Origin of the sequence: Plantactinospora mayteni, from assembly GCF_016862935.1 — a bacterium.
Lineage (GTDB): Bacteria > Actinomycetota > Actinomycetes > Mycobacteriales > Micromonosporaceae > Plantactinospora > Plantactinospora mayteni.
In genome coordinates this window covers 56021-70046 of record NZ_BONX01000035.1, presented here as the reverse complement: position 1 = coordinate 70046, position 14026 = coordinate 56021, and the positions used below count along the sequence as shown (strand labels likewise).

The window sequence follows — 14026 nt, the reverse complement described above, 5'->3', positions numbered from 1 at the left end:
ACGTAGTCGGCAAACGGCGCCGTGCCGCCCCCGATCAGGGGTGGCGCGGCGCCGTTGTCGTAGCGCTCGGTGAAGCGGTGGACGGGGAACCCCCAGGAGTCCCCGGGGCGGCTCAGGCGCCCGAGGTCACCCGGTAGGCGTCGAAGACGCCATCCACCTTGCGTACGGCGGCGAGCAGGTGCCCCAGGTGCTTGGGGTCGGCCATCTCGAAGCTGAACCGGCTGACCGCCACCCGGTCCCGGGTGGTGGTCACGGTCGCGGAGAGGATGTTGACCCGCTCGTCGGAGAGCACCCGGGTCACGTCCGCCAGCAGCTTGTGCCGGTCGAGCGCCTCGACCTGGATCGCGACCAGGAACGTCGAGGCCGAGGTGAGCCGCCAGCTCACCTCCACGATGCGCTCGGTCTGCACCTTGAGTTCCTCGGCGTTCGCGCAGTCGTCCCGGTGCACGCTCACCCCGCCGGAGCGGGTCACGAACCCGAAGACCGTGTCCGGCGGCACCGGCGTGCAGCAGCGGGCCAGCTTGATCCAGACGTCGCTGACGCCCCGGACCACCACGCCCGGGTCGTTGCTGTTGCCCCGGCGCTGCGGGCGGGTGGCGACGGCGGTCTCGGCGAGGTCCTCGGCGGCCCCCTCCTCGCCGCCGTAGCCGGCCATCAGCTTCTGCACCACGGACTGGGCGGAGACCTGGCTGTCGCCGACCGCCGCGTAGAGCGAGGCGACGTCGGCCAGGTGCAGGTCGCGGGCGATGGTCATCAGGTTGTCCGTGCTCAGCATCCGCTGCAACGGCATGCCCTGCTTGCGCATCGCCTTGACGATCGCGTCCTTGCCGGCCTCGATCGCCTCCTCGCGGCGCTCCTTGTTGAAGTACTGCCGGATCTTCGTCCGCGCCCGGGGGCTCTTGACGAAGCCCAGCCAGTCCTGGGTCGGGCCGGCGGTGTCGGACTTCGAGGTGAAGATCTCGATCACGTCGCCGTTGGAGAGCGTCGACTCCAGCGGCACCAGCTTGCCGTTCACCCGCGCGCCGATGCACTTGTGCCCGACCTCGGTGTGCACCGCGTACGCGAAGTCGACCGGGGTCGAGGCGGTCGGCAGCGGGATCACGTCCCCCTTGGGGGTGAAGACGTAGACCTCCTGGCTGGACAGGTCGAAGCGGAGCGCGTCGAGGAACTCGCTCGGGTCGGCCGCCTCGCGCTGCCAGTCCAGCAACTGCCGCAGCCACGTCATCTCGTCGATGTGGGCCGGCGGGCCAACGACCGTCTCGCCCTTCTTCTCCTTGTATTTCCAGTGCGCCGCGATGCCGAACTCGGCCGTACGGTGCATGGCATAGGTCCGGATCTGCATCTCGACCGGCTTGCCGCTCGGCCCGATGACCGTGGTGTGCAGCGATTGGTACATGTTGAACTTCGGCATCGCGATGTAGTCCTTGAACCGGCCCGGCACAGGCTGCCAGTTCGCGTGGATCACACCGAGGGCCGCGTAGCAGTCCCGCACCGTGTCGACCAGGATGCGTACCCCGACCAGGTCGTAGATGTCGTTGAAGTCCCGACCCCGGACGATCATCTTCTGGTAGATCGAGTAGAGGTGCTTCGGCCGACCGGTGGTCTCCGCCTTGATCTTGGCGGCGCGGAGGTCGACCTGCACCTTCTGGGTCACCTGCCGGAGCAGCGCCTCACGCTGCGGCTGGTGCTCCCCGATCAGCCGGTTGATCTCCTCGTAGCGCTTCGGGAAGAGGTTGGCGAAGGCCAGATCCTCCAGCTCCCACTTGATGGTGTTCATACCGAGCCGGTGCGCCAGCGGCGCCAGGATCTCCAGCGTCTCCTTGGCCTTCTGCTCCCGCTTGGCCGGCGGCAGGAAGGTCAGGGTACGCATGTTGTGCAGCCGGTCGGCCAGCTTGATCACCAGTACCCGGGGGTCCTTGGCCATCGCCACGACCATCTTGCGGATCGTCTCGGCCTTGGCCGCGTCGCCCAGCTTGACCTTGTCCAGCTTGGTGACGCCGTCGACCAGCAGCGCGACCTCGGCGCCGAAGTCGGCGCGCATCTGGTCGAGCCCGTAGTCGGTGTCCTCGATCGTGTCGTGCAGCAGCGCGGCGACCAGGGTGGTGGTGTCCATCCCCAGGTTGGCCAGGATGGTGGCGACCGCCAGCGGGTGGGTGATGTAGGGGTCGCCGGACTTGCGGTATTGCCCGGAGTGCCACCGGGCGGCCGTGTCGAAGGCGCGTTGCAGCAGCCGCGCGTCCGCCTTGGGGTGGGCCGCGCGGTGTGTCGCGATCAGTGGCTCCAGCACCTCGCTCACCTGCGGGGTCTGCCAGGGCGCGTTGAACCGGGCCAGCCGGGCCCGGACCCGGCGCCCGGTGGGTGCGTTGGCCAGGGCGAAGCTCGTCGGGGGCGGCTGCGGAACCCCGCCCGCCATCCCGGCGAACTCGCCGGCCACTCCGGTGCCCACGGTGGCGCCGATGCCCGCCGGCACGGCCGGAACCCCGCCGTCGACGACGGGAGTGGCCAGAACGCCGCCGTCGACGACGGGAGTGGCCGGAACGCCGCCATCGACAGCCGGAGCGGCCGGGCCGCCGGGGGGCGGGGCGGTCGCGGTGCCGGGCGACGGAACCGCGACGCCAGCGGCCTGACTGTCGGCGGCCGACTGAGCCGGGCCGAGCGGTCGGGGCGGCTCGCCGGCCGGCGCGGAACCGGTCTGGGGTTGCTCGGCGGCAGCCGCCGGCTTCGCGGGCTCGGCGAGCCCGCCGGGCCGGACGGACCCGTTGGCCGGAGGCTGGGCACCACCGGCGCCGGTCGTGACGTCGGCAGGAGTATCAGCCTCGTTGGTGGGATGCACCATGCCCTCCGCCGGAGGGGCGACATCGGAAGACACCGGCCTCCTCAACACTTCGCCGGGAATGCCCCGACCGTAGCCGGTCGACCCGGTGCTGCGCCAGTCACGGGCTTGTCACCCGGGCCGGCCACGAATGGCAATCGTACCCGCCCGGACCGCCTGGTGACCGTCCTCCGGACGTACGGAGCGGTCGAGGCGGCCACCGGGGACTAAACGGTCAACAGGGCATGAACCGCCCGAGGCGCCAGTCGGTCACGGCCGTTCAGGAAGCTCAGCTCCAGCAGCACGCTGAACCCGGCCACCGTGCCGCCGGCCCGCTCGACCAGATCCAGGGTGGCCTGCGCCGTCCCACCGGTGGCGAGTACGTCGTCGACCACCAGGACCCGGTGTCCGGCCGTGAACGCGTCCTGGTGCACCTCCAGGGTGGCCTCGCCGTACTCCAGGGCGTACGAGGCGGCGTACGCGGCTCGGGGCAGCTTGCCGGCCTTGCGTACCGGCACCACCCCGACCCCGGTGGCGTACGCGATCGCGGCGGCCACCACGAAGCCGCGCGCCTCGATCCCGACCACCACGTCGAACGAGTCCCGGCCGTGGTGGTCGACGATGTCGTCGATCACTTCCCGGAAGGCGGCACCGTCGGCGAACAACGGCATCAGGTCCTTGAACACGATGCCGGGTTTCGGGAAGTCGGGCACGTCCAGTACCCGGCTGGCCACCAACTGGGCGGTGACCGGGCCGCTGTCGCCGCGTACCTCGGTCGGGGTCTCCGTCACACTTCGTCCTTTCCGGGCAAAGGCGCCCGACCCGCCGCCTGGGCGGCGCGTCGGGCGCCTTCTGTTCCGTTCGTCCGGCTCAGCGCCGCTTGCCACCGGGCCGGTTGCCGCCGGAGCGACCGCCCCGGGCGCCACCGGACCGCTTGCCCGTCGGCCGGGAGCCGACCTTCGGCGCGGCCCCGGCCAGCGCGGTCGCCTCGGCGGCCGGCACCGTCGCCTCCTCGGCCGCCGGCTCGTCGTCGGCCGGCGTCTCGGCGGCCGGCCGGGCCTGGCCCGGCTGCCGGGCCGGGCGGCGGGTGGCGGAGCCGTCCCGGCCACCGCCGGCCCGGCGGGTGAGCACCCGCTGGGTGTGCTGCCGGATCCGCGGCTCCCGCTCCTTCAGCGACACCAGCACCGGCGTGGAGAAGAAGATCGACGAGAAGAACGCGGCGCCCATACCGACGAAGAGCACCAGGCCGAGGTCCTTCAGCGTGCCGGCGCCGAGCAGCCCGGCACCGATGAAGAGCAGGCCACCGACCGGCAGCAGGGCGACCACCGAGGTGTTGATCGACCGCATCAGCGTCTGGTTCAGGGCCAGGTTGGCCGCCTCGGCGTACGTCTGGCCGCTGCCGCCGGTGATGCCCCGGGTGTTCTCCTGGATCTTGTCGAAGACCACGACGGTGTCGTAGAGCGCGAAACCGAGGATGGTGAGGAAGCCGACGACGGTCGACGGGGTCACCTCGAAGCCGACCGCCGAGTAGATGCCGGCGGTGAGCAGCAGGTCGAGGGCGAGCCCGGAGACCGCCGCGATCGCCATCCGCAGCTCGAAGCGGAGCACCAGGTAGCCGGTGACCAGCACGAGGAAGATCACCAGACCGATCAGCGCCCGCTGGGTGATCTGGGCACCCCAGGCCGCGCTGACCCGGTTGTCGCTGATGGCGTTGGGCGCGATGCCCAACTCCTCGGCGACTGCCGTCCGTACGTCGGTGGCCTGCTGCTGGTCGAGCGGCGAGGTCCGGAACAGGTAGGTCCTCTCGCCGACCTGCTGGCTGGAGACCAGCTCGGCCGGCCCGTCCGGCGTCGACTCGTCGGCGAGCGCGTTGTGCACCGCCGCCTCGGCCCGCTCCATGGTGCCGACCGAGGTCGGCACCTGGAACTCGTTGCCGCCCTTGAACTCGATGCCGAGGGCGAAGCCCTGGATCACGAAGCTCAGCACGGTCAGCAGGACCAGCCCACCGCAGACGCCGAACCACAGCTTGCGGCGGGGGATGATCTCGAGACCGGCTTCGCCGCGGTACAAGCGGCTGGCGAGCCCACTCCTGCTCATCTCAGGCCTCCTTCACGCGGGTCTTGCCGGTCGTCGGCGCCTCGTCGTCGTCCCGGGTGTGCAGCGCCCGACCCAGCCCGCTGACCCGCGGCGACAGGAACGCCGGAGTACGCGCGAACATCGTCATGATCGGATGCCGGAACAGGAAGACGACCACCAGGTCGAGGATGGTGGCCATGCCCAGCGCGAAGGCGAAGCCCTGCACCGTGCCGACCGAGACGAGGTAGAGCACCACGGCGGCCATGATCGAGATGGCGTTCGCCGAGATGATCGTCCGCCGGGCCCGGGCCCAGGCGCGGGGTACCGCACTACGCGGGCTGCGGCCGTCCCGGATCTCGTCTTTCAGACGTTCGAAGTAGATGACGAAGGAGTCGGCGGCGACACCCAGCGAGACGATGAAGCCGGCGATCCCGGCCAGGGTCAGGGTGAAGCCGATCTGCCGGCCGAGCACCACCAGCGCACCGAAGACCAGGATGCCGGAGAGGACCAGGCTGAGGAAGATCACCGAGCCGAGCAGCCGGTAGTAGAAGAAGGCGTAGATGATCACCAGGAGCATGCCGATGCCGGCGGCCAGCAGGCCGGCCCGCAGGTGCTCGGTGCCGAGCGTGGCGGTGATGTTCTGCGCCTCCTGCGGCTGGAAGGTCAGCGGCAGGGCGCCGTAGCGGAGCTGGCTGGCCAGCTCGTTGGCGGAGGCGTTGGTGAAGCTGCCGGTGATCTGGGAGTCGCCGGTCAGCACACCCTGGATCTCCGGCGCGGAGATGATCTGGTTGTCCATCACCACCGCGACCCGGCACCGGCCCTCGTCACCCAGGGCGGCCTGGTCGCACTGGCTCTCGGTGTTGTTGAACGCCTCGCGGGTCAGGTTGGTCCACTTGCCCTGCCCGTCGCCGGTGAAGTCCAGGCTCACCACCCACTGGCTGGTGGTCTGGTCGAGCACCCCGCTGGCGTTGTCGACGTCGGTGCCCTCCACCTTGGCGACGTCCAGCAGGTTCTTCTGCTGGCCACCCTCGCAGGCGACCACCTGCTCCTTCGACTCCTTGATCGAGCCGGGCGCCCGCTGGTCGAGTTTCTCGCAGGTGATGGTCGGGACGTTGAACTGCACACTCGCCGGCAGGACCCGGATCTCCTGCGGGGTCAGGTCGGCGAACGGCTTGAGCTTCTCGGCGAGCGCCGGGTCCGCGCTGTAGTCGGCCGGTGCCTGGAGCGCGGTGGCGGCGGCCCATGCCCCGGCGCCGACCTTCTGCTCCACCGCCGCGCGCTGCTCCGCCAGGGTCTGGTCGGCCGGAGCCGCCGGGGCGGCGCTGGCCGAGGCGCTCGGTGCCGGCGAGGCGCTGCCACTCGGCGTGGGCGTTGGCGTTGGCGTTGGCGTTGGGGCCGGGGCACCGCCACCCTGACCGCCACCGGCACCGGCACCCGGCGACGAGGTCACGGCCGGAGACGGGCTGCCGGACGGGCCGGCGCTGCCGTCGGGAGTGGGGCTGCCGGACGGGGCCGGGCTGGCCGACGCACCGGGCGACGGTGCGGCGTTGACCGGGCCGCCACCGTCGACGGTCTTGAGCACCTTGCGGAACCGCAGCTCGGCCGGGGTGCCGACGTCGTTGAGGTCGGCGTTCTGGCCCGGCACGGAGATCACGATGTTGCGGTTGCCCTCGGTGACCACCTCCGCCTCGGCGACGCCGCGGCCGTCCACCCGGGCCTGGATGATCTGCCGGGCCTCCTCCAGGGAGCTGGCAGGGGGCGCCTGGCCGGCCTCGGTGGCCGCCTCCAGGGTCATCCGGGTGCCGCCGATGAGATCCAGGCCGAGCTTCGGCTCAAGCCGGTCCATCCAGCTGCCCTTGGCCCCGGCGGCGAAGAACACCAGAAGGTAGAGGACGGTGAAGATCAACCCGAGTACGGCCAGCTGCCGCCCGGGTCGCATCTGTCCCTGAGGTGGTGCCACGGCTGTCCTGTCTCCCTGCGCGGTTCGGCCGCTAGTGGTGGGCGGCGGGTCGGACGCCGGCGGAGTCCGGCGACATGCGTACCGCACCGGTGGGGGTCCCACCGGCCCGTCGATCTATTATCTTCGATGCCAAACCTGCCCCGTCAGGCGGGTGGGTCATTCCTTCGCGTCGACCTCTTCCGGCACCGACTCGACCCGCTCCGCGTTCTTGACGACCCGGGCGATCGCCGGCCGCGCGTACCGCGTCTGCACGCCGGGCGCCACCTCGAGCATCATGGTCTCGTCGTCCACGCTGGTGACGGTGCCGTAGAGCCCGCCGATGGTGACCACCTCGTCGCCGGGGCCGATCGAGGACTGCATCTGCTCGGCCTCGCGGCGCCGCTTCTGCTGCGGCCGGATCATCATGAAATACATGACGACGAAGAGCAGGACAATCATGAGGAGCGGCATGAAACTCCCGGCTCCACCGCCGCTCGTTGCTGCCAAAGGCACTGTTATGACCTTCCCATCGGCCTCGTCGCGGCACGAGCATGCCGGAGCGGAGGCAGGAACTCACGTCCTGTACAAACCGCGGCGAGTCTAGTCCCTGCACCTGAGAACGCCGAATGCGGCACGGATCACGAACGGATCACACCTCCTGGGACCCCGCGGAGAAGAGGTCGGGCACCGCGGGCCCGCTCGCACCAAATGTACCATTTGGCGGTGTGCGCCCCAAATGCCGCCAGCCGGCCTCGGTGGCCACCCGCCCCCTGGGGGTACGGGCCAGCAGACCGGCCCGGACCAGGAAGGGCTCGCAGACCTCCTCGACGGTGTCCGGCTGCTCCCCCACCGCCACCGCCAGGGTCGACAGGCCCACCGGGCCGCCCCGGAACGAGTCGACCAGCGCGGTCAGCACCGCCCGGTCCAGCCGGTCCAGCCCCAGTTCGTCCACGTCGTAGACCCGCAGCGCCGCCTGGGCGGTCTCCCGGGTCACCGTCCCGTCCGCCCGGACCTCGGCGAAGTCGCGTACCCGGCGGAGCAGCCGGTTGGCGATCCGGGGCGTACCCCGGGACCGGCCGGCGATCTCCGCCGAACCGCCCTCGGTGCTCGGCACCCCCAGGATCCGCGCCGACCGCTGGATCAGCACGTCCAGCTCGTCCGGGGAGTAGAAGTCGAGGTGCGCGACGAAGCCGAACCGGTCCCGCATCGGACCGGTCAGCAGCCCCGACCGGGTGGTCGCGCCGACCAGGGTGAACGGCTCGACGTCCAGCGGGATCGCGGTCGCGCCCGGCCCCTTGCCGACCACCACGTCGACCCGGAAGTCCTCCATCGCGCTGTAGAGCAGCTCCTCGGCCGGCTTGGCGATCCGGTGGATCTCGTCGATGAAGAGCACGTCGCCCTCGGCAAGGCTGGTCAGGATCGCGGCCAGATCGCCGGAGCGTTCGATCGCCGGGCCGCTGGTCACCCGGATCCCCGCACCCAGCTCGGCGGCGACGATGTTCGCCAGGGTGGTGTTGTGCACGACCAGGTCGTTGACGGTGAAGGTGTGGTCGTCGGCGACGGTGAGGCACCGGCACGGACACAGCCCGGCCGGCTCGACCGAGCCGACCCGGTCGGCGGCGAGACTCTCCTCGAACCGGTCCCGACGGGGCGCCCACTCCGCCAGCCGCCGGCCGCGCTCGCCGAGCACGGTGATCCGCTCGACGAAGCGCGCGACATCGTCCTGGCTGGTGACGCTCAACCGCCAGGACTCGTGCGGCCTCCCCTGGTGGCGGCCCCGTTTCAGCTTCAGCCGGGACTGGACGCCGAGCCGAAGCAGCAGGTGCTGCACGTCCTGGAGCAGGCCGCGCGAGACGCTGTGGAACTCGACCACCACGTCGTACCGGTCGCGCCCGCGTCGGCTCACCGATCCATCGCAGGCGAAGTACGCCCCGAGGAAGGCACCCACCTGCCACTCGTCGCCCCGGTAGACGAACGGCGGGACCCGCTTGTGCCAGGCCGTCTTGTCCAGCAGGCCGTGCTCGGCGAGCCAGCCACGCAGCCCTGATATCCGGACGACGGAGCTGCGGGCGCTGTTCGGACGGGTCCGGTGCGGATGACCGAGCCGGTCGCACACCGACCGGAAGTCGGCGAGCACGTCCGGGTCGCTGCCGGTGAAGGTGACCTGGTTGGACGTGCAGCCGTCGCCGATCAGATAGCCGGCGAGCCGGAACTCGTCGGTCGACTCGGCACCGCCGGCCGTCAACTCGGGGCGCAACACGTTCGCCAACACGTCCCGGTCGGTCAGGTCGCCGGCCTTCATCCATCCGTTCGTGGTCCAGAACGGGTGGTCCGGCGCCGCCACCACCTCCCGGCCGCTCGTTGTCCGGATCCGCACGCAGTCGAGTTCACCCTGCTCGTGCACGGCCTCGACCAGCGCGGGGCGCCCGGTGCGGGTGATCACGCGGTCCCCCGGCACGATGTCGCCCAGCCGGCGCCGGGTGCCGTCGGCGAGCAGAACCAGAGCCTCGACCGAGACCGGCTTGCCCAGGCCAGGAGGGCCGGAGAGCAGAATGTGGTCCGGTGGGGTGCCCCGGCCCGTCGCGGCGCGCAGCAGCAGGTCGAGCTGGTCGCGTACCCGGTGCTGGGCGATGAAGTCGGCGAGCCGCTTCGGGCGTACGGTGACCTCGGCGTCCCGCTCCGCGTCGCTCGCGTACGCCGAGACGAGCCCTTCGGGGTCGGTCACCGGGTCCTGCCCAGCAACCGGATCGCCTGCTTCAGCAGCGTGGGCACCGGCGGGACCTCACCGTCGACGGTCTCCGCGACCGCCGCCACCGCCTGGTCCGCCTGGGACGCCGTCCAGCCGAGCCCGACCAGCGCCTGCCGGACCTGCTCCGGCCAGGCCCCGGCGGTGACCCCCGCCGCACCGTCGGCGCCGACCGGGACCGGTCCGATCCGGTCGCGCAACTCCAGCACCAGCCGCTCGGCCCCCTTCTTGCCGATCCCGGGGACCCGGGTCAGGGTGCCGGTGTCGGCGTTCGCGACCGCCTTGCGGACCACGTCGGGGGCGTGCACGGCGAGCACCGCCTGGGCCAGCCGGGGGCCGACCCCGCTGGCGGTCTGGAGCAACTCGAAGAGCTGCTTCTCGTCGTCGTCGGCAAAGCCGTAGAGGGTCAGCGAGTCCTCCCGGACCACCAGGCTGGTGGCGAGCCGGGCGGGCGAGCCGACCCGCAGCCCGGCCAGGGTGCCCGGCGCGCACTGCACCGCCAGCCCCACCCCGCCGACCTCGATCACCGCGCCGTCCGGGGACAGCCCGGCGACCACACCCCGGACACTCGCGATCATCCCGTTCCTCCCTGTCGCTTCGGGGTCGGCCGGGCGGACCGCCGGGGCGTACCCGGGCGGGCGCCGTCCCGGGACGCGGCCGGCGCTGCCGTCGTGCGCTGCCGGACCGCGCTGGCCGCCGCCGCGATCCTGGCCCGGGTGCCACCGCGCCAGATGTGGCAGATCGCCAGCGCCAGCGCGTCGGCGGCGTCGGCCGGCCGGGGCGGCTCGGCCAGCCGCAGCAGCCGGGTCACCATCGACATCATCTGCGCCTTGTCCGCCTGGCCGGAACCGGTGACCGCCGCCTTGACCTCGCTCGGGGTGTACGTCTGCACCGGCAGCCCGGCCCGGGCCCCGGCCAGCACCGCCACCGCGCTGGCCTGTGCGGTCCCCATCACCGTCCGCACGTTGTGCTGGCTGAAGACCCGCTCCACCGCCACGCTCTGCGGCTGGTGCTCGGCGACCAGCCGGGTCAGCTCGGTGTCCAGGTGCAGCAGGCGCAGCGGCAGCTCGTCGGCCGGGTCGGTGTAGACGACGTAGTAGGCCACCAGGGTGCACGGCCGGCCGGGGACGCCCTCGACCACGCCGACCCCGCACCGGGTCAGCCCCGGGTCGACGCCGAGCACCCGCACGCCGCCCCCTCCCCGTGCCGCAGCACGTACGTGTGTTCGACACCCTACTGGCCTGGGCCGGAGCCGGAAACGCCGACACGCCCGTACCCGATCATCAGCGCTCAGGCCCGGTCGCGGCCGCCCGGGTGCCGGAAGCCGGGCGCCGAAGGCCGGAAGCCGGGTGCCGGAGGTCGCCACATAGGCCGGTACCGGAGTATGTGGCCGACGCCCATGTGCCGCCGCCCGGATGGCTCGTAGCTTTTCGGCCATGACGGTAGAACCCGGTCCGGACGACCAGGCTGCGCGACGGCGGCAGCGGGAGGCCGGGACGCCGACCGGTGCCGACCGGAGCGTTCCGCAGGTCGTCCGGCTCGACCTGTCCGGGCGGACCGCCCTGGTCACCGGCGGTGCCAGCGGGATCGGGCGGGCCTGCGCGGTCCGGCTGGCCGCGGCCGGCGCGAAGGTGGTCGTGGTGGACCGGGACGCCGACCGGGCCGAGGCGGTCGCCGCCGAGATCGGGGGTCGGGCGCTCGGGCTGGACCTCGCCGATCCCCGTGCCGCCGACCGGATCGACCCCGAGCTGGACATCGTGGTCAACAACGCCGGGCTGCAACACGTCGCGCCGCTCGACGAGTTCCCGCCGGAACGCTTCGACCACCTGCACCGGGTGATGGTGACCGCGCCCTTCCTCATCGTCCGGCGGGCGCTGCCGCACATGTACGCCCGCGACTGGGGCCGGATCGTCAACATCTCGTCGGTACACGGGCTGCGCGCCTCGCCGTTCAAGTCGGCGTACGTCTCCGCCAAGCACGCCCTGGAGGGGCTGTCGAAGGTCGTCGCACTGGAGGGGGCCGCGCACGGGGTGACGGCCAACTGCGTCAACCCGGCGTACGTCCGGACGCCGCTGGTCGAGGGGCAGATCGCCGCGCAGGCGAGCGCGCACGGCATCCCCGAGACCGAGGTGATCGAGCAGATCATGCTGGCCCGGGCGGCGATCAAACGGCTGATCGAGCCGGCGGAGGTCGCCGAACTCGTCGCCTACCTCTGCTCCCCCGCCGCCTCCTTCCTCACCGGCGCCTCGATCCCCCTCGACGGGGGCTGGACGGCGAACTGAGTGGGTGCCTCCCGGAGCCCGGACGTGGGCGCCTCCCGCAGAATGAACCCTTTTCAACCTGAACCGCGCGGCGCATCCTCCCCGCCTTCCGCCCGGGGACACGACGGCGCGCGAGGGGAGGTTGAAAAGGGTTCAATGGAGCCCGTGTCCTCGCCGATCGAGTTTCTGGAGCTACTGGCCCGGGAGGCCGCTCCGGTCGAGTTCGAGGGGCCGCTGGTGGCCGCCCGGGCGGCCGGGGCCTCCGCCGACCGGCTCGCCGAACTCGAGGCGGCGAAGGTGGTGGCGCTGCGGGTACGGGCCCTGCTGGAACGGCGGCGGCGCCGCGAGGCGGAACTCTCCGGCCTGTACGACACCGCCAGCGACCTGGCCGGGCTGCGCGACTCGGACGACGTACTGCGGGCGATCGTGCACCGGGCCCGGCACCTGCTCGGCACCGACGTGGCGTACATGACGCTGGTCGACGACGACCGGGGCGACACGTACATGCGGGTCACCGACGGTTCGATCTCGGCCCGGTTCCAGGGGCTCCGGCTGCCGATGGGCGCCGGACTCGGCGGGCTGGTGGCCCAGACCGGCAGCCCGTACGCGACCGCGAACTATCCGGAGGACGCGAGGTTCCACCACACCGGGGAGATCGACGCCGGGGTCGGCGAGGAGGGGCTGGTCGCCATCCTCGGGGTACCACTGCGGCTCGGCTCCCGGGTGATCGGCGTGCTCTACGCCGCCAACCGGTCGGCCCGGCCGTTCGCCCGGGAGGAGGTGTCGCTTCTGCTCTCGCTGGCCGCGCACGCGGCGGTGGCGATCGACACCGCGCGGCTGCTCGCCGAGACCCGGGCCGCGCTGGCGGAACTGTCGGCGGCCAACTCGACGATCCAGGCGCACAGCGCGTCGGTGGAGCGGGCCGCCGCCGCACACGACCGGATGACCTCGCTGGTGCTGCGCGGCGGCGGGGTGGAGGACGTGGCGGCGGCGGTGACCGAGGTGCTCGGCGGGGCGCTGCTGGCGCTGGACGCCGAGGGCCGGACGCTGGCCCGGGTCGGCGAGATCGGCGAGCCGGACCGGGCGGCCCTGGCCGAGGCGGTGGTGGCGTCGCGTACCGAGGGGCGCAGCGTGCGCCGGGGCGACCGCTGGTACGCGGCCGTGGTCGCCGGTACGGAGAACCTCGGCGCCCTGGTCTCCCGCCCGGAGGAGGAGCTGGTCGACGCCGACCAGCGGATCCTGGAGCGGGCGGCACTGGTCACCGCGCTGCTGCTGCTGTTCCGGCAGACGGTCGCCGAGGCGGAGGGGCGGGTCCGGGGCGAACTGCTCGACGACCTGATCGCCCGGCCGGTACTCGACGTCGCCGCGCTGCGCGGCCGGGCCCGCCGGCTCGGCGTGGACCTGGACGCCCCGCACGTACTCGTCTCGGTCGGCGACGACGCGATGGCCGGCAGCACGTCGGTCCGGCAGCGGGTCACCTCGTGGGCCAGCACGTACGCCTCGGCCCAGGGTGGCCTGGCGGCGGCCCGGGACGGCCGGGCGGTGCTGATGCTGCCGGGCGGCGACGCCGGTTCGGCGGCCCGGACCGTGGTCCGGGACCTGTCCCGGGCGCTGGGCCGGCCGGTCACCGCCGGGGCGGGCGGGCCGGCGACCGGACCCGCCTCGCTGGCCGGGGCAGCCCGGGAGGCCGAGCGGTGCCTGACGGCGCTGCGCGCGCTGGGTCGGGCCGGCGAGGGTGCCAGCAGCGCCGAACTCGGCTTCGTCGGGCTGCTGCTCGGCGCGGTCGAGGAGGGCGGCGACCGGGAGGTGGCCCGGTTCCTGGTCGACACCGTCGGTCCGGTGGTCGACTACGACGCCCGCCGGGGCACCGCGCTGGTGAAGACCCTGGAGGCGTACTTCGGGGTGGGTGGCAGCCTGGCCCGGGCGGCGGAGGTGCTGCACGTGCACGTCAACACGGTGACCCAGCGGCTGGACCGGGTCGGCCAGCTACTCGGGCCGGAGTGGCAGAAGCCGGAGCGGGCGCTGGAGGTGCAGCTCGCGCTGCGCCTGCACCGGCTGCGTGCCTCGTCCGGCCGGGGCGGCCCGGACAGCCGCACCGCCCTGCCCTGACCGCATCGACCCGCGTCGGCCCGGCGGCGCTGGTCTCAGCGAGCGACGGTGATGGCGGGCATCAGCCGGATTAGTCGATCAGC

Annotated in this window: 9 protein-coding genes and 2 pseudogenes; 2 read left to right on the top strand and 9 right to left on the bottom strand. The window is 72.6% G+C overall.

The annotated features are described in order from the left end of the window. Positions 1-112: 112 nt before the first annotated feature. The 9 genes and pseudogenes from Pma05_RS24915 to ruvC form a co-directional block, all read right to left on the bottom strand. A complete protein-coding gene (locus tag Pma05_RS24915; RefSeq protein WP_372441556.1) occupies positions 113-2836 on the bottom strand; it encodes a RelA/SpoT family protein in 2724 nt (907 codons plus the stop codon). Between the two features lie 203 nt (positions 2837-3039). Then, entirely contained in the window at positions 3040-3603 is a 564-nt protein-coding gene (locus tag Pma05_RS24910; protein WP_203859894.1) for an adenine phosphoribosyltransferase, read from the bottom strand. A 79-nt stretch (positions 3604-3682) separates the two neighbouring features. Continuing rightward, on the bottom strand, positions 3683-4909 hold the full coding sequence (gene secF / locus Pma05_RS24905; protein WP_203859893.1) for a protein translocase subunit SecF: 1227 nt from the start codon (positions 4907-4909) through the stop codon (positions 3683-3685). 1 nt (position 4910) lies between these two features. Then, entirely contained in the window at positions 4911-6848 is a 1938-nt protein-coding gene (gene secD / locus Pma05_RS24900) for a protein translocase subunit SecD (RefSeq protein WP_203859892.1), read from the bottom strand. A 156-nt stretch (positions 6849-7004) separates the two neighbouring features. Then, entirely contained in the window at positions 7005-7298 is a 294-nt protein-coding gene (gene yajC / locus Pma05_RS24895; RefSeq protein WP_239313026.1) for a preprotein translocase subunit YajC, read from the bottom strand. A 178-nt stretch (positions 7299-7476) separates the two neighbouring features. Further along, a complete protein-coding gene (ruvB, locus tag Pma05_RS42770; RefSeq protein ID WP_425567789.1) occupies positions 7477-8517 on the bottom strand; it encodes a Holliday junction branch migration DNA helicase RuvB in 1041 nt (346 codons plus the stop codon). A 15-nt stretch (positions 8518-8532) separates the two neighbouring features. Then, a pseudogene (locus tag Pma05_RS44065) lies at positions 8533-9552 on the bottom strand (LAGLIDADG family homing endonuclease); the annotation flags it as partial. Further along, a complete protein-coding gene (ruvA, locus tag Pma05_RS24885) occupies positions 9549-10151 on the bottom strand; it encodes a Holliday junction branch migration protein RuvA (protein WP_203859890.1) in 603 nt (200 codons plus the stop codon). The gene ruvA and the pseudogene Pma05_RS44065, both read right to left, overlap by 4 nt. Positions 10152-10249: 98 nt before the next feature. Continuing rightward, positions 10250-10762: pseudogene (ruvC, locus tag Pma05_RS24880) on the bottom strand (crossover junction endodeoxyribonuclease RuvC); the annotation flags it as partial. A 247-nt stretch (positions 10763-11009) separates the two neighbouring features. Between ruvC and Pma05_RS24875 the strand changes: the two are divergent. Then, positions 11010-11855, top strand: coding sequence for a 3-hydroxybutyrate dehydrogenase (locus Pma05_RS24875; RefSeq protein ID WP_203859888.1), 846 nt, complete (start codon positions 11010-11012; stop codon positions 11853-11855). 135 nt (positions 11856-11990) lie between these two features. Then, positions 11991-13943: a helix-turn-helix domain-containing protein gene (locus Pma05_RS24870; protein ID WP_203859887.1), complete on the top strand. Its 1953-nt coding sequence runs from the start codon at positions 11991-11993 to the stop codon at positions 13941-13943. Positions 13944-14026: the final 83 nt, after the last annotated feature.